Genomic DNA, 24,464 nt, shown 5'->3' on the forward strand with positions numbered 1-24,464 from the left:
GCCGGCCGTACCCAGGGCGGGGCTCCGCCCCTTCCCGCTCGCGAGGTCCCACGGGTCAGCTGTAGCGGTCGAGGATCGAGGTCTCGGCCAGCCGGGAGAGCCCCTCGCGGATGCCGCGGGCTCGGGCTTCGCCGACGCCCTCGACCGCCAGCAGGTCCTCGATGGTGGCCGCCAGGAGCTTCTGCAGCCCGCCGAAGTGGTCGACGAGCCGGTCGATGATTCCGGCCGGCAGCCGGGGGACCCGCGCCAGCAGGCGGTACCCGCGCGGGCTGACGGGGGAGTCCAGGGCGTCGGGGGAGGTGGGGAGCCCGTAGCAGCGCGCCACGGCCGACAGGTCGAGCAGTTCGGTGGCCGTCAGCGCCCGCAGGTCGGTGAGCACCTGGTCGATGGTGCGCGGCCGGCGGCCGGTCGGCGGGAGGTAGTCGCGCACGAGGAGGCCGCGGTCCTCCTCGACGCCGGCGAGCATCTCGTCCAGCTGGAGGGCCAGGAGCCGCCCGTCGGTGCCGAGTTCGACGACGAATCCCTCGATCTCGTCGGCGATGCGCCGGACCATCTCCAGCCGCTGGCTGACGCTCATCGCGTCGCGCACGGTGACCAGGTCCTCGATCTCCAGCGCCGAGAGCGTGCTGGCGACCTCGTCGAGGCGCAGCTTGTACCGCTCGAGCGCCGCCAGGGCCTGGTTGGCGCGGGCGAGGATCGTGGTGGGGTGCTCGAGGGTGTACCGGCGTCCGGCGACGTACACGCTGATGATGTGCATCGACTGGCTCACCGAGATCACCGGGAAGCCGGTCTGGACGGCGACCCGCTCCGCGGTCCGGTGCCGGGTGCCCGACTCCTCGGTGGGCACCGTCGGGTCGGGCATGAGGTGGACGCCGGCCCGCACGATCCGCGTGCCGTCGTAGGAGACGATCACCGCGCCGTCCATCTTCGCGAGTTCGCGGAGGCGGGTGGCCGAGAGCGCCACGTCGAGGGCGAACCCGCCGGTGCACAGGGACTCGACCACCCGGTCGTACCCGAGGACGATCAGCGCGCCGGTGCGACCCGCCAGGATGCGCTCCAGGCCGTCGCGCAGTGCCGTCCCGGGAGCGATGCGACCGAGGAGTTCGCGCAGCGCGACCTCGGGGTCCACGGCGGCGGGCACGAGCGCTCCTGACGGTCGAGTGGTACGGCGGTTGAGTCTACGTGCCCGGGGGGTGGCCCGGGCGCGCTCGGGTACAGGCGGCCGGTGGCGCGGCTATGATACGAGACCTTACGGGCTCAGAAGAGGCGGTGGAAGGCCGCGCCCAGATCAGGCACCTCGATCAACCGCATTCCGGGGGGTGCGGATCCGGCATCCGGCGGGACCAGTGCGGAGCGGTAGCCCTGGCGGGCGGCCTCGGCCAGCCGGCGCCCGGCGCCCCCCACCCGGCGGATCTCGCCGGAGAGCCCCACCTCGCCGAAGGCGACCATCCCGGCCGGCAGCGGGGTGTCCTTGGCCGCCGACGCGATCGCCAGCGCGAGGGCCAGGTCGGCTGCGGGCTCGGCGATCCGGACGCCGCCGACCGAGGCGGCGTACACGTCGGCGTCGGCCAGCTTGACGCGGCCCCGCCGCTCCACCACGGCGTTGACCATGGCGACGCGCTGCGAGTCCAGCCCGCTCACCGCCCGCCGGGGCGAGCCACCGCCGCCGGTGCTCGCGACGAGGGCCTGCACCTCGGCCAGCAGCGGCCGGCTGCCCTCCAGGGTGACGGTGATGCAGCTGCCGGGCACCGGATCGGCGCGGCGGGAGACGAACAGCGCCGACGGGTCGGGGACGCCGACCACCCCGCTGTCGCCGATCTCGAAGCAGCCGATCTCGTCGGCCGGACCGAAGCGGTTCTTGGTGGCGCGGACCATGCGCAGGGTGGAGTGCCGTTCGCCGTCGAAGGAGATCACCACGTCGACCAGGTGCTCGAGGGTGCGCGGGCCGGCGATGGCGCCGTCCTTGGTGACGTGGCCGACCAGGATGGTGGTCATGCCGCGGGTCTTGGCCACCCCGGTCAGCGCGGACGCCACGGCGCGTACCTGGGTGGAACCGCCGTCGGTGCCCTCGACGGCCGGTGAGCGGACGGTCTGCACGCTGTCCAGGACCAGCAGCGAGGGGTTCACCGCCTCGACGTGGGCGAGCACCGCGGACAGCTCCGTCTCGGCGGCGAGGTAGAGCTGGTCGTGCAGTGCACCGATCCGCTCGGCGCGCAGCCGAACCTGGCCGGCGGACTCCTCGCCGGACACCACCAGCGCCGGGCCGTTCGACGCCGCGACCCGCTGCGCGACCTCCAGCAGCAGGGTGGACTTGCCGATACCTGGCTCACCGGCGACGAGCAGCACCGCACCCGGCACCAGCCCCCCGCCGAGCACGCGGTCGAACTCCGGGATGCCGGTGGGTACCGCGCGGGCCCCCGCGAGTTCGACCTGCGCGATGGGGCGGGCGGGCGCGCTCACCTGACCGGCCGAGACCGCCCGCAGACCGGTCGCCGGGGCGCCGTTCTCCCGGAGTGTGCCCCAGGCCTGGCACTCGGGGCAGCGGCCGACCCACTTCGCGGAGGCGTAGCCGCACTCGGTGCAGCGGTGGGCGGGGCGAGCGGACTTCACTCCGGGGGACGGCACGTCGAGGACGCTATCCGCCGGCACCGACAGTTCCGGGGAACGGGCGCCGGCCGGTAGCGCCGGTCAGCAGCCCAGGTCAGCCGTGGGCCTCGCCGGCGGCCTCTTCCTCGTGGTGGAAGTCGAAGGCCTCGCCGCGCTCGAGCACGTCCTCGGGGGTGGCCACCACGGCCGGCACCGTCACCTCGCCGGCGTTGGCGAAGGTGAGCTGCAGTTCGACGGCTTCGCCGGTCGTGAGCTCCTCGTCGAGGTCGGTGAGGGTGATCGTGGGTCCGTCCTCGGCGCCGACGAACACCGTCGACCCGGCCGGGATCTCCAGGTCCTCGGACCCGGACCCGGTGTCGGAGCCCGAGGTCTCGACGACCGCCCCGCCGAAACCCTGGCCGGAGATGCCGGTCAGGGTGTCGTCCTCGGTGCCGGGGTTCGCGATGGCCAGCCGCACCGTGGCGTCCTCACCGGCCTCGTAGAGGCCCTCCTCGGGATAGGCCAGGGTGATCGCGCGCAGGTTCAGGTCACCGACCTCCGCCATCGCGCCCCGCTGGTCGCGCAGCTGCGTGGCGGTCTGCGTGACCTGTCCCGCGCTGCACGCGGCGAGCGCGACGGGAGAGAAGAGCAGAACGCCCATGGTGGCGGCGCGCAGAGCGCGGTTCACAGCCGTCGACCTCCAGCAGGACCGTGCCGGCCACCGGGGGTCGGTGGCACCGAGACCCCCGGAGCCTAACGGTCGCTCCAGCGCGCCGCCCGCAGGGAGCGGTGCCGGCCGCGCGTCCCTCCCGCCGGGGTTCGCGATGCGCTCCCGGCGACCGGCGCGCGCTCAGGTGAGCGCGGCGCCGCCGGCCACCAGCAGGACGACGTCGAGCACGGTCAGCAGCATCACGGCGGGGAAGGCGAGCCGCCGGAAGCGGGGTGTGCCCGAGAGGGCGGCCACGGCGGCCGCCGGGGCCGCGAGCGCGAGGGCGATCCACCCGGAGGCGGTGGGGTCGCCGGCCGGGCCGAGCACCAGCACGAGGGACGCCGCGGCGAGCAGCAGCGCGCCGGCCACCGCCGACATCCGGGCGCCCAGCCGGTGGGGGAGGCCGCGGACGCCGGTGGCCAGGTCGTCCTCCAGGTCGGGGGCGACGTTGGCCAGGTGCGCGGCCGCCCCCAGGGCGGCGCCGGCGGTGATCAGCCACCACGGGGCGGCGGCGTCACCCGGCGCGGCGGCGACCACGCCGGCGGGGAGGGCGCCGAACCCGACGACGTACCCCGCGCCGGACCACACCGTGCGCTTGAGGCCGGCGTTGTAGGCCCAGCCGCTGGCGACGAGGAGCAGCAGCAGCAGGCCGGGGACCAGGCCGAGGAGCAAGGAGAGGACGACGGCCGCGCCCGCCGCCAGGAGGGCCGCCCGGCGCAGCCTGGCCGGCGTCACCGCCCCCTGCACCACCGGCTTGTCCGGCCGTGCCACGGCGCGGTCGCGGTCGGCGTCCAGCCAGTCGTTGCTCCACCCGATGGACGCCTGACCTGCGAGGACGGCGACGCAGAGCAGGGCTGCCCGGCCGGCCGGGAGGCCGGCGGAGATGGCCAGGAGGGTGGCGACGGCGGTGACCGCGACCGCCGGGCCGGGGTGCGTGGCGAGGGCCAGCGCGCGGGCGGCCGCCAGCAGCCGGAAGGCTCCCGCAGGCACATCAATCACGCTCTGTCAACCCCTCCGGGTCCATCGATCAGGGCTCTGACCTGCAGATTTACTGCTCGGGTCGGATCCGTTGGTCAGTCTGCCGTGCTAACCTGGGGATAGCGAAAGGGGTCACATCCACATGGGCTTCACTGTCGGCGAGACCGTCGTTTACCCGCACCACGGTGCCGCGCTCATCGAGGCGATCGAGAAGCGGACGATCAAGGGCGTAGAGAAGGCCTACCTCGTGCTGAAGGTCGCCCAGGGCGACCTCACCGTGCGCGTGCCGGCCGACAATGCAGAGATCGTCGGCGTCCGTGACGTCGTCGGTCAGGAGGGCCTGGACAAGGTCTTCGAGGTGCTGCGCGCTCCCCACACCGAGGAGCCGACCAACTGGTCGCGCCGCTACAAGGCGAACCTCGAGAAGCTGGCCTCCGGTGACGTGAACAAGGTCGCCGAGGTCGTGCGTGATCTGTGGCGTCGCGACAAGGACCGCGGGCTCTCCGCCGGCGAGAAGCGCATGCTCTCCAAGGCCCGGCAGATCCTGGTCAGCGAGCTCGCGCTCGCCGAGGGCACCAACGAGGACAAGGCCGAGATCCTGCTCGACGAGGTCCTCGCCAGCTGAGCTGCACCTTCTCAGGACGAACCGAACCGCTCCCGTGCACGCTGTCGCGATCATCGCAGCGGCCGGGAGCGGTTCGCGTCTGGGGGCCGACCGCCCGAAGGCGCTGGTCCCGCTCGCCGGGCGGCCTCTGGTCAGCTGGGCGGTCGAGGGTCTGCTCGCCGGGGGCGTGGCGGACGTCGTCGTGACCGTGCCGGCCGCTGACCGCGCCGCCTTCGCCGCGGTGCTGCCCGCGGAGGTGCGCCTCGTCGACGGCGGGGCCAGCCGCACCGCCTCCGTCCGCGCGGGGCTGGCCGCGGCCGGGGACGCCGACGTCGTCCTGGTGCACGACGCCGCCCGGCCGCTCACCCCGCCCGACGTCGTCGCCCGGGTGGTGGCGGCGCTGGCCGCCGGCGCACCCGCCGTCGTCCCGGTCCTGCCCGTCGTGGACACCACCGTGGTGGTCGGCGATCACGGTGTGGTCACCGGGTCGCTGCCTCGCGCGGCCCTGCGCCGGGTGCAGACGCCGCAGGGCTTCGACCGGGCCACCCTGGTCGCCGCCTACGCGGCGCTCCCCGACGGCACCGAACTCACCGACGACGCCGCTGTCGTGCGCGCCGCCGGCGTCGCGGTGCACACCGTCCCCGGCGACGAGCGCGCCGCCAAGATCACCATCCCCCACGACCTGGTGCTGGCCGAGGCGCAGGTGCGCCGGTGACGGCCGCCAGCCTGCGGGTCGGCATCGGCACCGACGTCCACCCGATCGAGCCGGGGAAGCCGTGCCGGCTGGCCGGCCTGGAGTGGCCCGGGGTCGACGGCTGCGCCGGTCACTCCGACGGCGACATCGTCGCCCACGCGCTGACCGACGCGGTGCTGTCGGCCGCCGGTCTCGGCGACATCGGCGGCCTGCTCGGCACCGACGACCCGCGCTGGGCCGGCGTGACGGGGCCGGCGGTGCTGGAGCACGTCCGGGAGGTGCTGGCCCGCGGGGGCTGGCAGGTGGGCAACGCCTCGGTCCAGCTGATCGCGACCACGCCGAAGCTCGGCCCCCGGCGGGCGGAGGCCGAGGCCGTGCTCTCCGCCGCGCTCGGCGCCCCGGTCAGCGTGACCGCCACCACCACCGACGGCCTCGGGCTCACCGGCCGGGGCGAGGGACGTGCCGCGGTGGCCACCGCCCTGGTGGTCCGGACGGGGGAGACGGCAGCGGAGCCCCCGCGGTCGGCGAGCCCCGCTCCGTAGACTCCGCGCAGTGAGCCTCCGCCTCTACGACACCGCGGCCCGTGCGGTCCGGGACTTCGTGCCCCTGCGTCCGGGAAAGGCGTCGGTCTACGTCTGCGGGCTCACCGTCCAGGGCCCGCCGCACGTGGGGCACGTGCGCGCCGCGCTCGCCTTCGACGTCCTGCGCCGGTGGCTGACCGCGCAGGGGCTCGACGTCACCTACGTCCGCAACATCACCGACATCGACGACAAGATCCTGGCGAAGGCCGAGGCCAACGGCGTCCCCTGGTGGGCGTGGGCGTACGACAACGAGCGGGCCTGCACCCGGGCGTACGACATCCTCGGCGTGCTCCCGCCCACGTACGAGCCGCGGGCCACCGGGCACGTTCCCGACATGGTCGAGCTGATGGACCGGCTGATCCGGCGGGGCCACGCCTACGCCGTCGACGGCGACGTCTACTTCGACGTCCGGTCGTTCCCCGAGTACGGGGCGCTGACCGGCCAGAAGCTCGGCGACCTCCAGCCGGCGGCCGACACCGAGACCGACGACCGCAAGCGGGACCCGCGCGACTTCGCGCTGTGGAAGGCCGCCAAGCCGGGGGAGCCGGAGACCGCCTCGTGGCCCACGCCGTGGGGCCGCGGCCGCCCCGGCTGGCACCTCGAGTGCTCGGCGATGGCCGAGCGCTACCTCGGTCCCGAGTTCGACATCCACGGCGGTGGCCTGGACCTGCGGTTCCCGCACCACGAGAACGAGCAGGCGCAGTCGCGGGCCGCCGGTGACGGGTTCGCCCAGTACTGGCTGCACAACGGCTGGGTCACCCTCGGCGGCGAGAAGATGAGCAAGTCGCTGGGCAACACCGCGCTGGTCGACGAGGTGGTCACGCGGGTCCGGCCGGTGGAGCTGCGCTACTACCTGGTCGCCCCGCACTACCGCTCGACGATCGAGTTCACCGATGCGGCGCTGGAGGAGGCCGGCTCGGCCTACCGGCGGATCGAGTCCTTCGTGAAGCGCGCGGCGGAGCGGGTCGGGGCGGGCGCCGGTGCCCCGGTCTTCTGCGCCGACTTCAGCAGCGCCCTCGACGACGACCTCGCGACGCCGGCGGCCATCGCGGCCGTCCACGAGACCGTCCGGGAAGGGAACACGGCGCTCGCCGACGGGAACGACGCCGCGGTCGCCGGCACGCTGGGCTCGGTGCGCGCGATGCTCGGCGTGCTCGGCCTCGACCCGATGGACCCGCAGTGGGCCACCAGCGGCGGCGACGAGAAGCTCGGCCGGGCGGCCGACGGCCTCGTGGCGCTGGTCCTCGAGCAGCGCCAGGCCGCCCGGGCCCGCAAGGACTTCGCGGCCGCGGATGCGATCCGCGACCAGCTCGCCAACCTCGGCGTCTCCGTCGAGGACACCCCCCAGGGACCCCGATGGGAGCTGACCTCCTGATGGCCGGCAACAGCCAGCGCCGCGGCCGCAGCGACGGCGCGGGCAAGAAGCGTGCGACCGCCGGGACCGGCGGCAAGAACCGCCGGTCCCTCGCCGGCCGGGGCGCGACCCCGCCGGCCGAGGCGCGGCCCGGCCACCCGGCTCAGCGGCGGGCCGCCGCCGAGCAGCGTCAGCGGGCCGACCGGGCCCGTGCCCGCGCGAAGTCCGAGGAGCAGCCGGAGCTGCTGCTCGGTCGCAACCCGGTCGTAGAGGCGCTGCGGGCCAGGATCCCCGCCACCGCCCTGTACGTCGTCACCGGCGACACTCACCGCGCCACCGACGAGCGGATCGCCGAGGCGCTGGCGCTGGCCGCCGACCGCGGGCTGCCCCTGCTCGAGGTGGGCAAGGCCGAGTTCGACCGGATGTCGCAGGGCGCTCTGCACCAGGGCATCGGCCTGCAGGTCCCGCCCTACGACTACGCGCACCCCGACGACCTGGTCGACATCGCCCGCGACTCCGGCCGGCCGCCCCTGATCGTCGCGCTGGACGGCGTCACCGACCCGCGCAACCTCGGCGCGGTCGTCCGCTCCGCGGCCGCCTTCGACGCGCACGGGGTGGTCGTCCCGCAGCGGCGGGCGGTCGGGATGACGGCGTCGGCCTGGCGCACCAGCGCCGGCGCCGCGGCCCGGATCCCGGTGGCCCGGGCGGTCAACCTGGCCCGCGCGCTCGGCTCCTACCAGGACGCGGGCCTGATGACCGTCGGCCTGGCGGGGGACGGCGACGTCGACCTGCACGCGTTCGACGGCTTCGCCGACCCGGTCGCGCTCGTCGTCGGCGCCGAGGGCACCGGCCTGTCGCGGCTGGTGCGCGAGCGGTGCGACGTCGTCGTTCGCATCCCGATCGACCGCGACACCGAGTCGCTCAACGTCAGCGTCGCGGCGGGAATCGCGCTCTACCAGATCGCGTCCCTCCGGGCCGCACCGCGGCCAGGTAGCTCCTCGCGTTGAGCTGAGCCGTTCCGCGGCTCTCGTCGGTGACCCTCCGGGCCACGCTCCTCGACCGCCCTCGCAGGGCGGCTCCCTGTCGTTCCTCGGGGACCCTCCGGGCCCCGCTCGTCACGACAGCAGCTGGGCGACGGTGTAGATCACCAGGCCGGCGAGGCCGCCGACGACGGTGCCGTTGACCCGGATCCACTGCAGGTCTCGGCCCACCTGGAGCTCGATGCGGCGGCTGGTCTCGTCGGTGTCCCAGCGGGCGACGGTGGTGCCCACCAGGTCGGCGAGGTCGCCGGAGAACCGCTCGACCAGGTAGACGGCGGCCCGCCGGCCCTGCTTCTGCACCAGCTCCCGCACCCGGGGGTCGGTCTGCAGCAGCTGGGCCGTGTCGGTGATCAGCCCGGCGACCCGGCTGCGCAGCTCCGACGAGGGGTCGGCCGCGGCCGCGAGGACGGCGTCCTTGGCCTGGGTCCACAGCGAGCCCGACCAGGTGCGCACGGCCGGGTGCTGGAGCAGCTCCGCCTTGAGCTCCTCGATCCGGGCGGCGGTGGCGGGATCGGTGCGCAGCGCGTGCACGTAGGCCCGCAGCCGGGCGTCGTAGGAGCGGCGCAGCTCGTGCCGCGGGTCGTCGCCCACCTCGTCGAGGAAGCCCTGCAGGCCGGCGAACACCCGGTCGAAGACGCGGTCGTCGACCCAGTCGGGCACCCACGCGGGGGAGGCGTCCCCGAGCTGTGCCCGGAAGACCAGGCGGTTCTCCTCGAGGAACCGGGCCAGGCCGCGCAGGCCGGCCGACAGCACCTCCTGGTGCCGGTCCCCGTCGACCACGAGCTCCAGCGCCCGGGCGACGGCCGGCGCGGCGGGGGTCTCGTGCAGCTTGCGCTCGACGAGCGCGGCGACGGCGGGGCGCAGGTCGTCGTCGCGCATCAGGTCGCCCAGCCCGGAGAGGGCCACCCCGGCGTCACCGGCCAGCCGCTCGGCCCGGCCGGGGGCGGCGAGGAACGTGCCCAGCCGGCCGGGGAGGTCGATCGTCTCGAGCGTGTGGTCGACGACGGCCGCGGTCAGGAAGTTCTCCTGGACGAAGGCGCCCAGGCTGGTGCCGATCTGGTCCTTCTTCCGCGGGATGATCGCGGTATGCGGGATCGGCAGCCGCAGCGGGTGCCGGAACAGCGCGGTGACGGCGAACCAGTCGGCCAGCGCGCCCACCATGGAGGCCTCGGCGGTCGCACGGACGTAGCCCACCCATGCGCCGGCGTCGTCCCCGAGCAGCAGGCACGCGAAGAAGACGGCGGCGGCGAGCAGGAAGAGCCCGCTCGCCAGCCGCTTCATCCGGGTGAGGTCACGCGCCCGGGCCGGGTCGTCGAGCGACCCGGCCAGGGGCGCGATCAGTCGGGGAGCGGCCACCCGGCCCAGCCTAGGGACCGGGCCGCGGGCGGCCGCCGGGTGTCAGCTGGTCGTGCCGAGGGTGACCTCGACCGTGCGGGTGCCCGAACCCCGTCGCACCGTCAGCTCGACGGTGTTCCCAGGAGCCTGGCTGCGGATCGCCGCGGTCAGTTCGGTGGAGGTGGTCACCGGGCGCTCGCCGACGGCGCTGACGACGTCGCCCTCGCGCAGCCCGGCGGCCTCGGCGGCGCTGCCCGGCTCGACGCTGACCACCTCGGCACCCGTGCCGACCTCGCGGTTCCCGTCGTCGGTGGCGGTGCTCGCCCGGACCCCGAGCAGTGCGCGGGTGGCGCTGCCGGTCTGGATGATCTCCTGGGCGATGCGCTGAGCGCTGTTGCCCGGGATCGCGAAGCCGACACCGATGTTGCCGCTCTGCGACTGGCCGCCCGGCACACCGGAGGCGACGGTGGCGATCGCGGTGTTGATGCCGATCACCTCGCCGGCGCCGTCGACCAGCGCCCCGCCGGAGTTCCCGGGGTTGATGGCGGCGTCGGTCTGGATGGCGTCCAGGACCGTCGCGTCGTCCTGCGTGGAGCCGGTGGCCACGGCGCGGCCGGTGGCGCTGATGATGCCGTCGGTGACCGTGTTGGACAGGCCGAGGGGAGCGCCGATGGCGACGGCGATGTCACCCACCTGCACCTCGTCGGAGTCGGCGAACACGGCGGCGACGAGGTCCTGGGCGTCGGCCAGGCGCAGCACGGCGAGGTCGAAGGCGGGGTCGGTGCCGACCACCTCGGCGTCGTAGAGCGTGCCGTCGGCGGTGCGCACCTGCACGGTGCCGGTGCTCCCGCCGTCACCGGCCACGACGTGGTTGTTCGTGAGCACGTAGCCGTCGGCGGTGAGGACGACGCCTGAGCCGCTGCCGGCTCCGGCCCCGCTGCTTACGTACACGGTCACCACGCTCGGGGCGGCCTTGGCGGCGGCCGCCGTGGCGGTCGTGGCGCGCTCGGGGTTCTCGATGGTCACGCTCTGGGTGGACGCCGACGTGCCGCCGCCGGCCGCCGGCTCGTCGATCAGCGCGGTGACGCCGGCGCCGGCGCCGCCGCCGATCAGCGCACCGGCGACCAGGCCGGCCAGGCCGATCCGCAGTCGCCCACCGCGGCGGGGCTCCGGGCGCTCCTGCAGCGGGATCGTCGGGGAGGGCAGCCCGCCGTACCCCGGGTAGACGGGGGGCGCCACCGGCTGCGGGGTGGTCGGCTGCGTCGCCGTCGGCTGCTGCGGTGGCTGCCAGGCGAACTGCTGGCCCGCGCCGGGGTACTGGTGCTCGCTCACTGGTGTCCTCTCCTCGCGCAGTGCTCTGCGCTGCTGCGTCGCTACCCACTGTCCGACCCGCCTCTGCTCCAACGCTGGGGGGAGGCTGTGAACTTCCTGGGTGCGGCGCCGACCTCCAGCGGACTGCCGCCACCCAGGAGCACCCTCGTGACGGCGCCCGGCAGGGTGGCCAGCCCCACGGTGCGGGTCCGATCGAGCGGAGGCACCAGCGCGGTGGTCGGCCCGCGGCGGCGGTGGCGACGACGATCAGCAGGAGGGCGGCCACCAGGACCGGGCTGCCCTCGCCGAGCCCGGAGAGCCGCCCGCTTCCCGCGGCGAGCGCGTCAGGACGACGAGACGACGGCGACGCGCAGATCGACGCCGACCACGGAGGACCCCACGTGCGCCGGAATGGCCGGATCAGCCGACGATCACACTGGTCGGCTTCCGCGCCGCGGTCCGCTCCTCGCTCGCTGGCGCTCGCTGCGATGCTCCCGGGGCTGTCAGCCGACGGCGACGATCTCCTCGTGCGGCTCCAGCTCCGGGCGGTGCACGGGCGGGACCAGGGCCATCGGCGAGGTGCAGTGCCGCAGCAGCCAGCGGTGCGGCCCGTCGAGCCCGCGGTGGAGCAGGTCGCCGTGTCCGGCGCTGAACACCAGCAACGGTGCGGGACAGGCGGCTTCGAGGATCCGCCGTGCGCCGGCGGAGGGTAGCTCGGTCCGCTCGACGTCGGTTCCCGGGAAGCGACGGTCCCACTCGGCCGGGTCCCCCGCCCAGCCGTCGACCGAGGGGGTGAGCAGCAGCGAGAGCGGGGTGCCGGTGCGCTCCGCGGCGGAGGCGGCGAACTCGGCGACGGCGGCGTCGTCGTCGGGGTCCCCGATGCCCAGCACGGCGACGACGGGTCGGCCCGGGGCGGACCCGCCCCGGCGGCGGGGGACGACGACGACCGGCTGCGGCGAGCGGGCGGCCACCCGCAGCACCACCGGGGCCAGGACCATCTCGTCGACCGCTCCGGTGGTGGCGCTGCCCAGCACCACCAGCTGCCCGGCGGCCGCGGCGCGCAGCAGCGCGGGAGCAGGTTTGTCGGCCACGATGTCCGTGGTGGCCGGCAGGTCGCGCTCGGCGTGCCGGGCCACCGTGAAGGCGGCGCCGACGATCTGCCGGGCCCGGGCCAGCTGCGGTGGCGGCTCCGCACCCGAGCCGCGGCGGTGCGCCAGGTAGGGGGCCGCATGCACGATCCGCAGCGGGGCGCCGCGGCGCTGCGCCTCCGCGGCGGCCCATCGGACGGCGTTCAGCGCGCACTCGCTGCCGTCCACCCCGACCACGACCTCGCGGGCACCGGGATCCGGTCCACCGGCCGTCTGCCGCTGGGACGGGACGAGGGGGGTCGAGGTCGGCACGGCGCACCTCCGGAGCACAGCGGGCGTTGTCGCCTCTCCGAGGGTCCTCCGGGCGACGCCCGGAGGGAAGACCTCTGGGCCTGTCGCGCGTCCTCGGGGTCCCGTCCCGTGTCGGCGATCGACTCCTGGGCGATCGATCGGTGGCTGCGTGTGCAGGGACGGCGCGAGCCGGGTAGTGGGGTGCCCGGTGGCCGGGCGGGGGCAGTCCCCGCCGGTCGCCCGTCCCGTCCCGTCGGCGCCGTGGAGGCTGCCCGTGCCCGCCCGTCGTCCCCTGCTCCGGTTCCTCCTCGGCCTGGGTCTGGCCTGTGCCGCCGTGGTGGCCGTCGTCGGCGGCATCGCGCTGCGCGGCCCGGGACTGGTCGCCGTCTGCGTGTCCGGTGGGCTGGCCGGCTGCATCGCCGCTGGGGTGGCCCGGGAGACGCCCGGTCCGCCCCGCCGGTCGACCGTCGAGGCGGCCGGTCAGGCCGCCGCGATCACCATCGGGGCGCTCCTGGTCGTCAGCGGCACCGCCGTGCTCGCGGGTGGGGCGATGGCGCTCCTGCTCGCCGGTGCTCTCGTCGCCGGCTGGGCCGCGGTCCGCTGGTTCCACGACCGCCAGGAGGCCACCGCCGCCGGCTCCGCTGCCGTGACGTCGCCCTTCCCGGCGGTCCGCCCGCTTCCCGGCCCGCCGTGGCCGTCGCCGGCGCCGGCAGTGGCGGGGTTGCCGACCGCGGCGCTGGGAGAGGAGTGGCTGCGGACGGGTGCCGCCCTGCAGGGCGCGCTCGCGCCCGCAGCGCGGCAGCGGATCGTCACCCGGCGGGCGCAGGTGCTCGACGAGCTCGAGCGCCGGGACCCGGCCGGGTTCGCCCGCTGGTTGGCCGCCGGCCCGCTGCACGCCGGTGACCCCGCCGGCTTCGTGCGCAGCGAGCCCCCGCGCGCTGCCCCCGGCACCGAGGCCGAGGCCGCCTGACCGCCGTGCCCTCCGTGAGGTGGACCCCGCCGTCGGCCGTGGCGGGGGGCGCGCCGCCGTGGCGTGCTTCATCGCGACGCTGGTGATCGCCGTCTGGTGGAGCCCGTTGCGGCGCTGACAGGTCAGGGCCCGGCCTATCGGATCCGTCGCCGCGGAACCGATCCCGTGAGTGGTCCTTAGACTGTCCCGGGGCTGAGCTGTACGTCCCGCCGGCGTGGCGCAATTGGTAGCGCACCCGACTTGTAATCGGGCGGTTAGGGGTTCGAGTCCCCTCGTCGGCTCAGCGACAACCGGTTCAGCGACGTGGGTGACGCACGTAGCGTCGCCGCGTGAGCTACGACGCCCTCGCCGAGAGCGTGAGACTTCTCGAAGGTGCGCCTCCTGCCAGTGACGCGCGGCTGAGCCGCCGAGTCCGCTACGCCGCCCTCGCGGTGGATCGCGACGGCGACGTCGCCATCACCATGTTCCTGCGCCGGGGGGTCAGCGGGCAGCCCCTGCTCGACCTGCACTCGCTGGAGCTGACCGGCGGCGGCTGGCGGTTGCTCGGGGGAGGCGGCGGGCCGGGCGACGAGGCCCTGGACCCTCGTCCGGCACTGGCCGACCTCCCGGGGCCTGCGGTGAGCCTCGGCGGCGGCGGAACCGCTGGGAGCCGGCGCGGGCTCCTGGGCCGGCGCCGGACCACCTGGGTCAGCTGGGCGGAGTTCCGGGCGGCGGAGGAGGTGGCCCTCGTGCGGGTCGGAGACCGCCACGTGCCGGTCGCAGGGCACGGCATGGCCGTGGTCGTCTGGGCCGGCATGCCTCCGACCGTCACGGCGCTGGACGCGTCGGGCGAGGAGCTCGGGCGGGTGCCCCTCCGTGCGTCCTCGTCGCGCGAGTACCGCGATCCCTAGGCGTCGCTCAGTCGAAGCTGCCCGCGCCGTCGCGCCGGTAGCGCGACAGCCGCTCGACCCGCGCGCGTTCGACCCGCTCCGCGCGGACGTGAGCGGCCGTCCCCGGCTCGTACCCGGCCTTGACCACCCGGTGCTCGGTCGTCTCCACCATGAAGGCGAGTGAGAACAGCAGGCCGAGCAGGAGGCCGCCCACGGCGGCCGAGAGCCGGTAGGCCAGCGGGACGGGCACCACCAGCAGGCAGAGGGCGACGAGCGGCAGCAGCTGGACGACCGCCCGGGCCAGGTGCCGCCACACCCACGTGCTGCCGGTCGTGTCCGCCAGCACCCAGGGGGAGAGCTCACGGGGCAGCCGCCCGCCGAGGGCGTACCAGACCCACTGCACGGGGTTCGGCCGCTCGTTGCGCACGTCCAGAAGGTAGGCCGCGGTGGCGCCGACCGGGGGCACGGATCGGCCTCGTCCCCGCGCGTACGGTGCGTCGTGTGGACGAGCGTCGCCTGGGGGTGATCTCCGGGCTCGGCGCCTACGCGCTCTGGGGCCTCTTCCCGCTGTACTTCCCCCTGCTGGAGCCCGCCGGGGCGCTGGAGATCGTCGCCCACCGGGTGCTGTGGTCGCTGGTGTTCATCGGCGTGCTGCTGAGCGTCGTCCGCCGCTGGGGGCACGTGCGGGCGGCGGTGCGCAGCCCCCGCGCCCTCCTGGTGCTCGCCGGTGCCGCGGTGTTGATCGCCATCAACTGGCTGATCTACGTCTACGGGATCAACTCCGGCCAGGTGGTGGAGGCCTCGCTCGGGTACTTCATCAACCCGCTGGTGAGCGTCGTGCTCGGCCTCGTCGTCTTCGCCGAGCGGCTGCGGCCCCTCCAGTGGGTCGCGGTCGGCATCGCCGCCGTCGCCGTCGCCGTGCTGACCGTCGACTACGGGCGCCCGCCGTGGATCGCGCTCGGTCTCGCCCTGTCCTTCGGGCTGTACGGGCTGATGAAGAAGGTGGTGCGGGTCGAGGCGGCTCCCGGGCTGTTCCTCGAGACGGCGCTGGTGGCGGCTCCTGCCGCGGTCGTCCTGGCGCTCCTGCACTCCGGCGGCACCGGCACGTTCGCCAACGCGGGTACCGGCCATGCGCTGCTGCTGGCCAGCGCCGGGGTGGCGACGGCGGTGCCGCTGCTGCTCTTCGCGGCCGCGGCCCGGCGGATCCCGCTGTCGACGGTGGGTCTGCTGCAGTACCTGACCCCGCTGATGCAGCTGGCCATCGGCGTCTTCGTCTACGGGGAGCCCATGCCGCCCGCGCGGCTGGCCGGTTTCGTGATCGTCTGGCTGGCCCTGGCGGTGTTCACCGTCGACACGCTCCGACACGCCCGAGCCGGTGCCCGGCGCGCGCCGGCGGACGCGGTGGTCGTCACCCCCTGACGCGGCGTCGCGGGCCCGCCGCGGCGCGCGGCCGGAAACGTCGGTGGGCGGCGCTACGGTCGTGCTCGAGCGCCGGGGACACCCGGGAGCCCAGCACGCCAGGAGAGGGACGACCCATGAACAGCGACCCAGCCCCCGCGGTCTCCCCGCCCCGGGCCGACGGGTCAGGGGAGATGTCCGCGCAGGTCAGCACGGTAGGCCTGTCGCGACGCGAGCACGAGATGCTCGGTTTCGAACGGCAGTGGTGGCGCCGCGCCGGCGCCAAGGAGACGGCGATCCGGGACCTCTTCGACACCACGCCGACCCGTTACTACCAGGCGCTCAACGCCCTGGTCGACCGTCCCGAGGCGCTCGCCAGCGACCCGCTCCTGGTGCGGCGGCTGCGCCGGCTCCGGACGGCACGGCAACGAACGCGTTCGTCCCAGGTCCTGGGCAAGGGGAATGACATGGATTAGATTCAGTCACCGTGGGCAGGCACGCCGCGTCAGGCAGTGACGGACTGAGCCAGGGAAACGCGTCTGCAGCCGGTGGGCGGCGCCGGACCGATCCGGTCGACGGTGCGCGGCCGGGCATCGCTCAGGGGCTGTCCGACCACCCGACGGCCCCCGGGCGCGAGCGGGGTCGCGACGTGCGGCTCGACGCCCCCGCCGAGCCGCCGCGGCAGATGTCGCGTTCCCGGCTCCCGCTCCCTCCGGTTCCGGCCGGGCCTCATCCCGCAGCCGCACGCAGCGGTGCCGTCCCCTTCCAGGCGGTGCCCGCAGCCGAGCCGCGCGTCGAGCGGCCGGCTCCGGTCCGTGGCGCCGACGTCCTGACCCCCGTCTCGGCGCCGCACGCGTTCGGCGAGCAGCCGGCCCACCTGGCCGGGAAGGCCGGCGTCGCGGACGTCATGCCGTCGCGCACGCGGGTGCCGGACGAGCCGCTGGCGACCGCCGGTCCCAGCCAGGACGTGCGCACCGCCGCGCCGCGGGTGCCGCGTGTCCCGCGCCAGACCACGCCCGGGGGTACCCCCTCCTCCTCCTACGGCGACTGGACCAAGCCGTCCCGGACCGACGAGACCGGCCGCTCGCGGCTCGGCCTGGACGCCGGGCCGGAGCTGCAGCGCGTTCCGCCGGCGCCCGCCACCAGCGCGATCCCCGAGCGGGAGACGGCGGCCCGTCGCGACCAGGTCGCCGGCGTCGACGACGACCTCGACGCGCACGAGTACTACGCCGACGCGGACCACGACTACGACGACGTCGAGCTCACCACCGGCGGGGCCGCCGTGGTCGCGGGGCCGGGGGCCGGGCCGGCGAAGCGCAGCCGGGCCACCTACCGTGCCGAGCGGCAGGTCGCCGACGCGGCGCGCCGCAAGGCCGCCAAGCGCAACGGCACCCCCGACGTGCTGTTCGAGGACGAACCCGACCGCAAGCCCCGGCGCGTCCTCAAGGGCCTCGTCGCCATGGCGGTCGTGGCCGGCGCCGTGCTCGGCGTCTACACGGTCACGCAGCCGGGGCCCACGGCGCCCGCGGCGCAGGCCGAGGCCGCGGCCCCGCCCGTCGCGCCCACCGTCGCCCCGCCGACCCAGGCCCTGCCGCCGCTGAACACGCTGCCGCTGGACGTCGAGGCCGCCGCGACCACACCCGTCCGGGTACCGGTCACCGTCCTCAACGCGACCACCATCACCGGGCTGGCCGGCAAGATCTCCGACACCGTCGTCGCCGGCGGCTGGGAGTCCCCGGGCGCGGGGGCCTACCCCGGCACCGACGTGGCGGCCACGACCGTCTTCTTCACCGAGGGCGACGAGCAGCAGCGGCAGGCCGCGCTCCAGCTGGTCGAGCAGTTCCCCGACCTGGCGGGCCCCGCGCCCCGGTTCTTCGAGGTCGCCGACGTGCCGGCGCCCGGTCTGGTCATCGTCGCCACCGGCAACTGGCAGCCCTGATCGGTGCCTCCGGGCCGGCGCGGAACACGCACGGCCTGCCGGCCGTTGGGCGCAGCGTGCGCCCCCTCTGCGGGCTCGTGCGTTCCCGCCCGCGCCCCGGTGCGCGCGCCACGCTCGCGGCCCTGCTCACCCTCGCCCTGTCCCTGGGGTTTCTCGTGCTCACGTCCCCCGCCGGTGCGGCGGAGGTCGGCACGGAGGACATCCGGGTGCCGTCCGGTTCCGGTCCCGACGCCGTGGAACTCGACGCGACGATCTACCTGCCCGACACCGACGAGCCGGCGCCCGCGGTGGTCCTGGCGCACGGGTTCGGTGGCAGCAAGCGTTCGGTCGCCGATGATGCGCTCGACCTCGTGGAGCGCGGCTACGTCGTCCTCACCTACTCGGCGCGTGGCTTCGGCGACAGCAGCGGCCGGATCGGCCTGAACGACCCGCGCTACGAGGTCGCCGACCTCTCCACCCTGCTCGACCTGCTCGCCGAGCGCGACGAGGTGCAGCTCGACGATGACGGCGACCCGCGGGTGGGGGTCGCCGGCGGCTCCTACGGCGGGGCGCTGGCCCTGCTCGGTGCCGCCTACGACGAGCGCATCGACGCGATCGCGCCGCAGATCACCTGGCACTCGCTGACCACCGCGCTGTTCCCCGACCACACCGGGGACCTGGAGACGGGGACCGTCGCCGCGGTACCCCCGACCGTGGACGACGGTGTCTTCAAGCAGCTGTGGGCCGGGCTGTTCTTCGGCATCGGCTCGGCGGCGGGTGGCCTGCTCGACGCCGTCGGCGGGGGACCGAGCGGGGCACAGGGCGCCGCGGCCGCGTTGCCGGAGGAGCTGCTCGAGCGCGCCGCCCAGAACCCGGAGGTCGTCGAGCAGCTGCTCACCTGCGGCCGCTTCCGGCCCGAGATCTGCGCGGCCTACCAGTCGGCCGCCTCCACCGGCACCCTGACGCCGGAGGTCGCCGCCGTCCTCGACCGCAGCAGCCCGGCCGGGGTGCTCGACCGCATCGAGGCGCCGACCCTGCTCGTCCAGGGCACGCAGGACTCGCTGTTCGGCCTCGGCCACGCCGACGCCAACGCCCGGGGTATCGCCGGCGACGGCACGCCGGTCAAGGTCGTCTGGTTCGCCGGTGGCCACGACGCCCCCGGGTCGGGCCGTCAGCAGGAGGACCTGCGCGAGCAGGTCGCCGGCTGGTTCGACTGGTACCTGCGGGGTGCGGGCGAGGAGCCGGGCACCGGCTTCGAGTTCCCCGCCCCGACCGGTCTGGGCGCCACGGTCGGCCGGGTGCAGGGCGGCGGCCAGACGGTCGTCGCCGAGGAGTACCCGGGCCTGGCCGACGCCGAGCCGGCCGACCGGGGGTCGGTGAGCCTGGCGGGCCCGGTGCAGCCGGTGGTCACCCCGGCCGGCGGCGCGCCCGCGGCGCTCACGACCGTGCCCGGCCTCGGTGCGCTCACCGCGGCCCTCGGCGGTACGACCGCCGAGATCCCGGGCCAGTTCGCCGCCTTCGAGAGCGAGCCGCTCGCGACCGCGGTCGAGGTGGTCGGCGCCTCGACCGTCGACCTGGTGGTCGCCTCGCCCACCGGATCGGCCACCCTCTTCGCCAAGCTCTACGACGTCACGCCGAACGGCGGCACGACGCTGCCGGGCGGTCTCGTGGCGCCGTTGTCGCTCACCGGCATCTCCACCGACCCCAGCGCGCCCACCCGGATCAGCGTCACGCTGCCAGGCATCGTGCACCGGTTCGAGGCCGGGCACGCGATGCGGCTGGTGGTCTCCTCGACCGACCAGGCCTACGCGCTCCCGGACGAGGCGGCGGTCTACTCGGTCGGCCTCGCCTCGGCGGGGGCGGCCAACGGGACGGTCGCGGGCGAGTCGGTGCTCGCCGTCCCGCAGGTCGACGGCCGCACCGAGGCCGAGGCCGGCTCGCTGCGCTGGTGGGCGCTGCTCGCCGCCGTCGTCGCCCTGGGCCTGCTCGGCTGGGCAGCTGCACTCCTGTGGGGCCGGCACCGCCGGCGCCAGGTCTCGCACGTCGAGCCCGACGGTGAGGACGTCCCCCTGCGCTTCGAGGGGGTCACCAAGGCGTACAAGGACGGCTTCGTCGCCGTCCGCGACCTGTCCTTCGAGGTGCGCCGTGGCCAGGTCCTCGGCCTGCTGGGCCCCAACGGGGCCGGTAAGACGACGTCGCTGCGCATGCTCATGGGCCTCATCCGGCCGACCGAAGGGCGGATCAGCGTCTTCGGGCACGCCGCCGGGCCGGGCGCGCCGGTGCTGTCCCGGCTGGGCTCCTTCGTGGAGGGCACCGGCCTGCAGCCACACCTGTCCGGCCGCGACAACCTGACCCTCTACTGGGCCGCGACCGGCCGGCCGGCCGAGGACGCGCACATGGAGGAGGCGATCGCGGTCGCCGGGCTCGGCGCGGCGCTGGACCGGCCGGTGCGCCGGTACAGCCAGGGCATGCGCCAGCGGGTGGCGATCGCCCAGGCGATGCTCGGGCTGCCCGACCTGCTGGTCCTCGACGAGCCGACCAACGGGCTGGACCCGCCGCAGATCCACGCCATGCGCGAGGTGCTGCGCAACTACGCCGCGACCGGCCGCACGGTGATCGTCTCCAGCCACCTGCTCAGCGAGATCGAGCAGACCTGCAGCCACGTCGTCGTCATGGCGAAGGGGCAGAAGATCGTGCAGGGCACGGTGGAGGAGATCGTCGGCAGCGGGGGCTCGGTGCTGGTCGGGCTGGCGGACGACGCCGACACCGACCGGGCGATCGCCGTCCTGTCCGCGTTGCCCGGCGTCACCGCGGGCCGTACCGACGACGGCCTGGTCGCCGAGCTCGACGGCGCCCGGCGGGCCGACGTGCTCCAGGCACTGGTGGGGGCGGGCATCGCCGTCGATCAGTTCACGCCGCGCCGGCGGCTCGAGGACGCCTTCCTGGCGCTGGTGGGGGAGTCATGAGTGCCGCGAGGCCGGAGCCGAGCCGATGAGACCGAGCGAGCACGTGCAACCGACCGGCGCCGTCGCCGGCTACCGGCCGGAGCGGACGCTGCGGCTGTCGGTGGAGCTGCGCCGGCAGTTCAAGCGGCGGCGCACCATCGGCGTCTTCGCGCTGATGATCGCGCTCCCGCTCGTGCTGATCGCGGCGCTGCAGCTGGGCGCCAGCGAGGAGGCGGCGGAGAACAGCCGGATCAACCTGGTCGACGTCGCGACGGCGAGCGGGCTGAACTTCACCCTGTTCGTGCTGTTCGCGACGACGGGGTTCTTCCTGGTCGTCGTGTACGCGCTGTTCTTCGGCGACACGGTGGCCGTCGAGGCGCAGTGGGGGTCGCTGCGGTACGCACTCGCCACCCCGATCCCGCGGATGCGGCTGCTCCGGCAGAAGTGGCTGGCCGCACTCGTGCAGTCGGTGGCGGCGCTGCTGACGCTGGCGGCGGTGGCCGTGGTCGCCGGCGGTATCGCGTTCGGCTTCGGCGACATCCAGACGCCGGTGGGGGTCGCCATCCCGCAGGGTGACGGGATGCTGCGGCTGGCCGGGATGCTCGGGTACCTCGCCGTTCACCTGCTGGTCGTCGGCGCGCTGGCGTTCTGGTTCTCCACGATCACCGACGCGCCGCTGGCGGCGGTCGGCGGTTCGGTGTTCACCATGTTCGTCTTCGCGATCCTCGACCAGGTGGAGCAGCTGGGCTCGATCCGCGACTGGTTCCCGACGGCGGAGGAGTTCGCCTGGACCGACCTGCTGCAGACGCCGATCGAGTCCGGTGACCTCTTCCGTGGCGTCATCCAGTCGCTGGTCTACGTCGCCGTCTTCACCGCGCTCGGCTTCCGGCACTTCGCCCGCCGCGACGTCACGTCATAACTGTCGCCCTACCGGGCGACACCGCGGCCAGGTGCCGTCCCGGCCGGCGTGGAGCCGCTGCGTCGCGCCTACGCGGACCCCTCCGGGGCCCACTCGGCGCGACAGAGCCCTCACAAGCTCGCCCGCACCGCCTGTGCCCAGCCCTCACCCATCGCGGCGTCGGTGATCGCCACGTTGGGGACGGCGCCCATCAGCCCCGTCATGCCGTCGACGGACGCGCCGTTCGCGGTGATCCACAGCCGGCCCACCGCGGGCGCCATGTCGAGGTCGCTGACGCTGTCGCCGATGGCCACGGCGTCGGCGGGGGAGAGGCCGCGGCGCGCCAGGTCCCACGCGATGGCCGCGCCCTTGGAGATGCCGCGCGGCATCAGGTGGTAGACCCGCGGCGGCGCGGGATCGGCGTCCAGACCCATCCAGGACGCCGCCGGGATCGCGCCGTTGTCCTTCAGCGTCAGCCAGCCGGCACCCCGCTCGGCCAGCCAGGCGTCGACCGACAGCGGGTCGACGCGACCGCGCAGCAGGGCGTCGGTGTCGTGGGTGGCGTGCCAGGGGGCGTGCCACTCCAGCCGTCCGGGGTGGGCGGCGATCAGTTCCTCGACGACGCCCAGCTGCGCCATCACCGCCATCGGCGTCCGGTCGCCGAACTCCTCGGGCAGCTCGCCGCGCAGCCGGTGGGTGTTCCGCCCGGAGCCCCAGCCGATGGTGGCGCCCAGCTCGGCGATCGCACCGTCGGCGGCGAAGATCCGTGCGGCCTCCACGACCTGCTCGTAGGTCCGGCCGCTCACCAGCACCAATGCCACCCCGGCCCGATGCAGGTCGAGCAGTGCACCGGCCGGCCCGTCGGTCAGCTCGCGGCCGGCGGTGTGCCAGAAGGAGCCGCGGGGGCCGACCATGGTGCCGTCGAGATCGGTGTAGACGATGCGGGCTGCCACGACACCATCCTGTCCGGCGCCGGAGCCGGTACCGCCCGCGGGTACGCTGCACCCGTTCACTCATCCAGAGGGGCAGAGGGACACGGCCCGATGAAGCCCCGGCAACCGCCGTCCGACGCGATTTCCGCGCCGACGGGAGGTGCCAATTCCGTCCCGCGCGGCTCGACGGCCCGCAGCGGGGAAGATGAGGAGGTAGTCGTCGCATGACTCTCACCGCTCCCGGTTCCGCCCAGGCCGACTCGTCTGCCGGCGGTCCGGTTCCCCCGTGCCCGGCCCGCGGGCTGGTCTGCCGCAACTGCGGCGCCACGTTCGGCCTGATCGCCGAGCACGCCTGCGCCGAGTGCTTCGGCCCGCTGGAGGTCGACTACGACCCCGAGGTGATGCGTGCGGTCACCCGTGAGCAGATCGAGGCCGGGCCGCAGAACATCTGGCGCTATGCGGCGCTGCTGCCGGTCGGCCAGCACCCGGCCGACCGGGTGTCCCTCGACCCGGGCATGACGCCGCTGGTCCGCGCCGACCGGCTGGCCGCGGAGCTGGGCCTCACCGGCGGCCTCTGGGTGAAGGACGACTCGGCCAACCCCACCCACTCGTTCAAGGACCGGGTGGTCAGCCTCGCCGCCACCGCCGCCAAGGGGCTGGGCTACCGGAAGATCGCCTGCGCCTCCACCGGCAACCTGGCCAACTCCGTGGCCGCGCACGCCGCCCGCATGGGGCTGCCGTCCTACGTGTTCATCCCCGCCGACCTCGAGCCGGGCAAGGTCGTCCAGTCCGCGGTCTACGGGCAGACGCTGGTCGCCGTCGACGGGTCCTACGACGACGTCAACCGGCTGACCAGCGAGCTCGCCGAGACCGACGAGTTCGAGGACACCGCCTTCGTGAACCAGAACGTCCGGCCGTACTACGCCGAGGGCTCCAAGACGATGGGCTACGAGCTCGCCGAGCAGCTCGGCTGGCGGATCCCGGCCCAGGTGGTCATCCCGATGGCGTCGGGCTCGCTGCTGACCAAGGTGGACAAGGCGTTCCGCGAGCTGGTCGCCGCCGGCATCGTCGAGGCCACCGAGTGGACCATCTTCGGCGCGCAGTCGGCCGGCTGCGACCCGATCGCCACCGCCTTCGACAACGGCTGGGACGTCGTCAAGCCGGTGAAGCCCACGGGCATCGCCAAGTCGCTGAACATCGGCAACCCCGCCGACGGCCCGTACGCCCTCGATGCCATCCGCCGCACCGGTGGCGCCGTGGGCCGGGTGGGGGACGACGAGATCGTCCAGGGCATCCGCGATCTCGCCCGCACCACCGGCGTCTTCGCCGAGACCGCCGGCGGTGTGACCGTCGCCGTCCTGCGCCAGCTGGTGGGCAACGGGCGGCTGGACCCGGCCAAGGAGACCGTCGTCCTCAACACCGGTGAGGGCCTCAAGACCCTCGACCCGCTGGAGCCGGTCGTCGGCCCGACCCACCGGGTCGAGCCGTCGCTGAAGTCGGCGCGGGCAGCCGGGCTCATCGGCTGAGCGGCGCCGACCGCGGATCGGCCGCCGGACACGTCGTCCGATCCGGGCAACGGTCCGGCAACCATGTACGCGACCAGGTGTCTCCTGTTGTACGTTCTCGCGCGGTTTCAGTTCCAGGTTCGTGATCGACGGGCGGAAGAGCTAGACCCGGTTCCCCGACCCAGAGGGACCGTCCGTACGCACGAAACGTGGGAGCACACGTGGCACAGGGCACCGTGAAGTGGTTCAACGCCGAGAAGGGCTTCGGCTTCATCGCCGTCGACGGCGGCCAGGACGTCTTCGTCCACTACTCGGCCATCCAGATGGACGGGTACAAGAGCCTCGAGGAGGGCCAGCGGGTCAGCTTCGAGGTCGTCCAGGGCGCCAAGGGCCCGCAGGCCGACGCGGTCACCGCCGCCTGAGCCCGCACCAGCACTGAGGGCCCGGTTCCCCCTGAG

At 74.9% G+C, this 24,464-nt stretch carries 23 protein-coding genes, 1 tRNA gene, 1 pseudogene and 1 riboswitch; of the genes and pseudogenes, 15 read left to right on the forward strand and 10 right to left on the reverse strand.

Annotation, left to right across the window (positions count from 1 at the left end; translation table 11 throughout):
* Positions 1–55 precede the first annotated feature (55 nt).
* From disA to BLASA_RS02720, 4 genes are all read right to left on the reverse strand, one after another.
* On the reverse strand, positions 56–1,141 hold the full coding sequence (gene disA / locus BLASA_RS02705; protein WP_014374471.1) for a DNA integrity scanning diadenylate cyclase DisA: 1,086 nt from the start codon (positions 1,139–1,141) through the stop codon (positions 56–58).
* A gap of 116 nt (positions 1,142–1,257) precedes the next feature.
* Positions 1,258–2,625 carry a DNA repair protein RadA gene (radA, locus tag BLASA_RS02710; protein ID WP_014374472.1) on the reverse strand — a complete coding sequence of 456 codons (1,368 nt, stop codon included), beginning with the start codon at positions 2,623–2,625 and terminating at the stop codon, positions 1,258–1,260.
* Positions 2,626–2,701: 76 nt separating this feature from the next.
* Positions 2,702–3,274 carry a copper chaperone PCu(A)C gene (locus BLASA_RS02715; protein WP_014374473.1) on the reverse strand — a complete coding sequence of 191 codons (573 nt, stop codon included), beginning with the start codon at positions 3,272–3,274 and terminating at the stop codon, positions 2,702–2,704.
* A 162-nt stretch (positions 3,275–3,436) separates the two neighbouring features.
* Positions 3,437–4,285, reverse strand: a complete 849-nt coding sequence (locus tag BLASA_RS02720; RefSeq protein ID WP_014374474.1) for a UbiA family prenyltransferase — start codon at positions 4,283–4,285, stop codon at positions 3,437–3,439.
* A gap of 130 nt (positions 4,286–4,415) precedes the next feature.
* Here BLASA_RS02720 and BLASA_RS02725 point away from each other — a divergent pair, with 130 nt between their 5' ends.
* Genes BLASA_RS02725 through rlmB form a run of 5 tightly spaced genes read left to right on the forward strand, consistent with a single transcriptional unit; the run spans position 4,416 to position 8,513 of the window.
* On the forward strand, positions 4,416–4,898 hold the full coding sequence (locus BLASA_RS02725) for a CarD family transcriptional regulator (RefSeq protein ID WP_014374475.1): 483 nt from the start codon (positions 4,416–4,418) through the stop codon (positions 4,896–4,898).
* Positions 4,899–4,932: 34 nt separating this feature from the next.
* Positions 4,933–5,592 (forward strand): 2-C-methyl-D-erythritol 4-phosphate cytidylyltransferase, encoded by a 660-nt coding sequence (gene ispD, locus BLASA_RS02730; RefSeq protein WP_041775570.1) that lies wholly within the window; start codon positions 4,933–4,935, stop codon positions 5,590–5,592.
* A complete protein-coding gene (gene ispF / locus BLASA_RS02735; protein WP_051004784.1) occupies positions 5,589–6,113 on the forward strand; it encodes a 2-C-methyl-D-erythritol 2,4-cyclodiphosphate synthase in 525 nt (174 codons plus the stop codon). The genes ispD and ispF overlap by 4 nt, the downstream gene beginning before the upstream one ends.
* 10 nt (positions 6,114–6,123) lie before the next feature.
* The gene (gene cysS / locus BLASA_RS02740; RefSeq protein WP_014374476.1) at positions 6,124–7,527 is read left to right on the forward strand and encodes a cysteine--tRNA ligase; all 1,404 of its coding nucleotides are present in this window, start codon (positions 6,124–6,126) and stop codon (positions 7,525–7,527) included.
* A complete protein-coding gene (rlmB, locus tag BLASA_RS02745; RefSeq protein WP_014374477.1) occupies positions 7,527–8,513 on the forward strand; it encodes a 23S rRNA (guanosine(2251)-2'-O)-methyltransferase RlmB in 987 nt (328 codons plus the stop codon). The genes cysS and rlmB overlap by 1 nt, the downstream gene beginning before the upstream one ends.
* Before the next feature lie 108 nt (positions 8,514–8,621).
* Here rlmB and BLASA_RS02750 read toward each other — a convergent pair whose 3' ends face one another.
* The 4 genes and pseudogenes from BLASA_RS02750 to BLASA_RS23240 all read right to left on the reverse strand — a co-directional run bounded on the left by BLASA_RS02750 (position 8,622) and on the right by BLASA_RS23240 (position 12,592).
* Entirely contained in the window at positions 8,622–9,902 is a 1,281-nt protein-coding gene (locus BLASA_RS02750) for a DUF445 domain-containing protein (RefSeq protein ID WP_014374478.1), read from the reverse strand.
* Between the two features lie 42 nt (positions 9,903–9,944).
* Entirely contained in the window at positions 9,945–11,213 is a 1,269-nt protein-coding gene (locus tag BLASA_RS02755) for a trypsin-like peptidase domain-containing protein (RefSeq protein ID WP_014374479.1), read from the reverse strand.
* 41 nt (positions 11,214–11,254) lie between these two features.
* Positions 11,255–11,440 (reverse strand): annotated as a pseudogene (locus BLASA_RS26185) (ABC transporter permease); the annotation flags it as partial.
* A gap of 255 nt (positions 11,441–11,695) precedes the next feature.
* Complete coding sequence (locus tag BLASA_RS23240) at positions 11,696–12,592, reverse strand: universal stress protein (protein ID WP_014374480.1); 897 nt, start codon at positions 12,590–12,592, stop codon at positions 11,696–11,698.
* Positions 12,593–12,845: 253 nt separating this feature from the next.
* On the opposite strand from BLASA_RS23240, the gene BLASA_RS02765 reads away from it, so the two are divergent.
* The 3 genes from BLASA_RS02765 to BLASA_RS02775 all read left to right on the forward strand — a co-directional run bounded on the left by BLASA_RS02765 (position 12,846) and on the right by BLASA_RS02775 (position 14,431).
* Positions 12,846–13,541: a hypothetical protein gene (locus tag BLASA_RS02765; RefSeq protein WP_014374481.1), complete on the forward strand. Its 696-nt coding sequence runs from the start codon at positions 12,846–12,848 to the stop codon at positions 13,539–13,541.
* Positions 13,542–13,749: 208 nt separating this feature from the next.
* A tRNA-Thr gene (locus BLASA_RS02770) sits at positions 13,750–13,822 on the forward strand.
* Positions 13,823–13,870: 48 nt separating this feature from the next.
* Positions 13,871–14,431, forward strand: a complete 561-nt coding sequence (locus BLASA_RS02775) for a hypothetical protein (protein ID WP_014374482.1) — start codon at positions 13,871–13,873, stop codon at positions 14,429–14,431.
* 7 nt (positions 14,432–14,438) lie between these two features.
* On the opposite strand, the gene BLASA_RS02780 is transcribed toward BLASA_RS02775, so the two are convergent.
* Positions 14,439–14,876: a DUF5313 family protein gene (locus BLASA_RS02780; RefSeq protein WP_014374483.1), complete on the reverse strand. Its 438-nt coding sequence runs from the start codon at positions 14,874–14,876 to the stop codon at positions 14,439–14,441.
* Between the two features lie 35 nt (positions 14,877–14,911).
* Between BLASA_RS02780 and rarD the strand changes: the two genes are divergently transcribed.
* From rarD to BLASA_RS02805, 5 genes are all read left to right on the forward strand, one after another.
* Positions 14,912–15,829, forward strand: a complete 918-nt coding sequence (rarD, locus tag BLASA_RS02785; RefSeq protein ID WP_014374484.1) for an EamA family transporter RarD — start codon at positions 14,912–14,914, stop codon at positions 15,827–15,829.
* Positions 15,830–15,945: 116 nt separating this feature from the next.
* Positions 15,946–16,284 carry a DUF3263 domain-containing protein gene (locus BLASA_RS02790; protein ID WP_014374486.1) on the forward strand — a complete coding sequence of 113 codons (339 nt, stop codon included), beginning with the start codon at positions 15,946–15,948 and terminating at the stop codon, positions 16,282–16,284.
* 296 nt (positions 16,285–16,580) lie between these two features.
* Complete coding sequence (locus BLASA_RS23245; RefSeq protein WP_166486458.1) at positions 16,581–17,747, forward strand: LytR C-terminal domain-containing protein; 1,167 nt, start codon at positions 16,581–16,583, stop codon at positions 17,745–17,747.
* A 77-nt stretch (positions 17,748–17,824) separates the two neighbouring features.
* Entirely contained in the window at positions 17,825–20,692 is a 2,868-nt protein-coding gene (locus tag BLASA_RS02800; RefSeq protein WP_041776046.1) for an alpha/beta fold hydrolase, read from the forward strand.
* Positions 20,693–20,717: 25 nt separating this feature from the next.
* A complete protein-coding gene (locus tag BLASA_RS02805) occupies positions 20,718–21,590 on the forward strand; it encodes an ABC transporter permease (protein ID WP_014374489.1) in 873 nt (290 codons plus the stop codon).
* A gap of 110 nt (positions 21,591–21,700) precedes the next feature.
* Here BLASA_RS02805 and BLASA_RS02810 read toward each other — a convergent pair whose 3' ends face one another.
* The gene (locus BLASA_RS02810) at positions 21,701–22,522 is read right to left on the reverse strand and encodes an HAD family hydrolase (protein ID WP_014374490.1); all 822 of its coding nucleotides are present in this window, start codon (positions 22,520–22,522) and stop codon (positions 21,701–21,703) included.
* A gap of 57 nt (positions 22,523–22,579) precedes the next feature.
* Positions 22,580–22,713, forward strand: a riboswitch (SAM riboswitch).
* Positions 22,714–22,725: 12 nt separating this feature from the next.
* Between BLASA_RS02810 and thrC the strand changes: the two genes are divergently transcribed.
* Positions 22,726–24,027 carry a threonine synthase gene (gene thrC / locus BLASA_RS02815; protein WP_014374491.1) on the forward strand — a complete coding sequence of 434 codons (1,302 nt, stop codon included), beginning with the start codon at positions 22,726–22,728 and terminating at the stop codon, positions 24,025–24,027.
* Between the two features lie 200 nt (positions 24,028–24,227).
* Positions 24,228–24,428 carry a cold-shock protein gene (locus tag BLASA_RS02820; RefSeq protein ID WP_014374492.1) on the forward strand — a complete coding sequence of 67 codons (201 nt, stop codon included), beginning with the start codon at positions 24,228–24,230 and terminating at the stop codon, positions 24,426–24,428.
* Positions 24,429–24,464: the final 36 nt, after the last annotated feature.

The organism is Blastococcus saxobsidens DD2 (assembly GCF_000284015.1).
Taxonomy (GTDB): Bacteria; Actinomycetota; Actinomycetes; order Mycobacteriales; family Geodermatophilaceae; genus Blastococcus; species Blastococcus saxobsidens_A.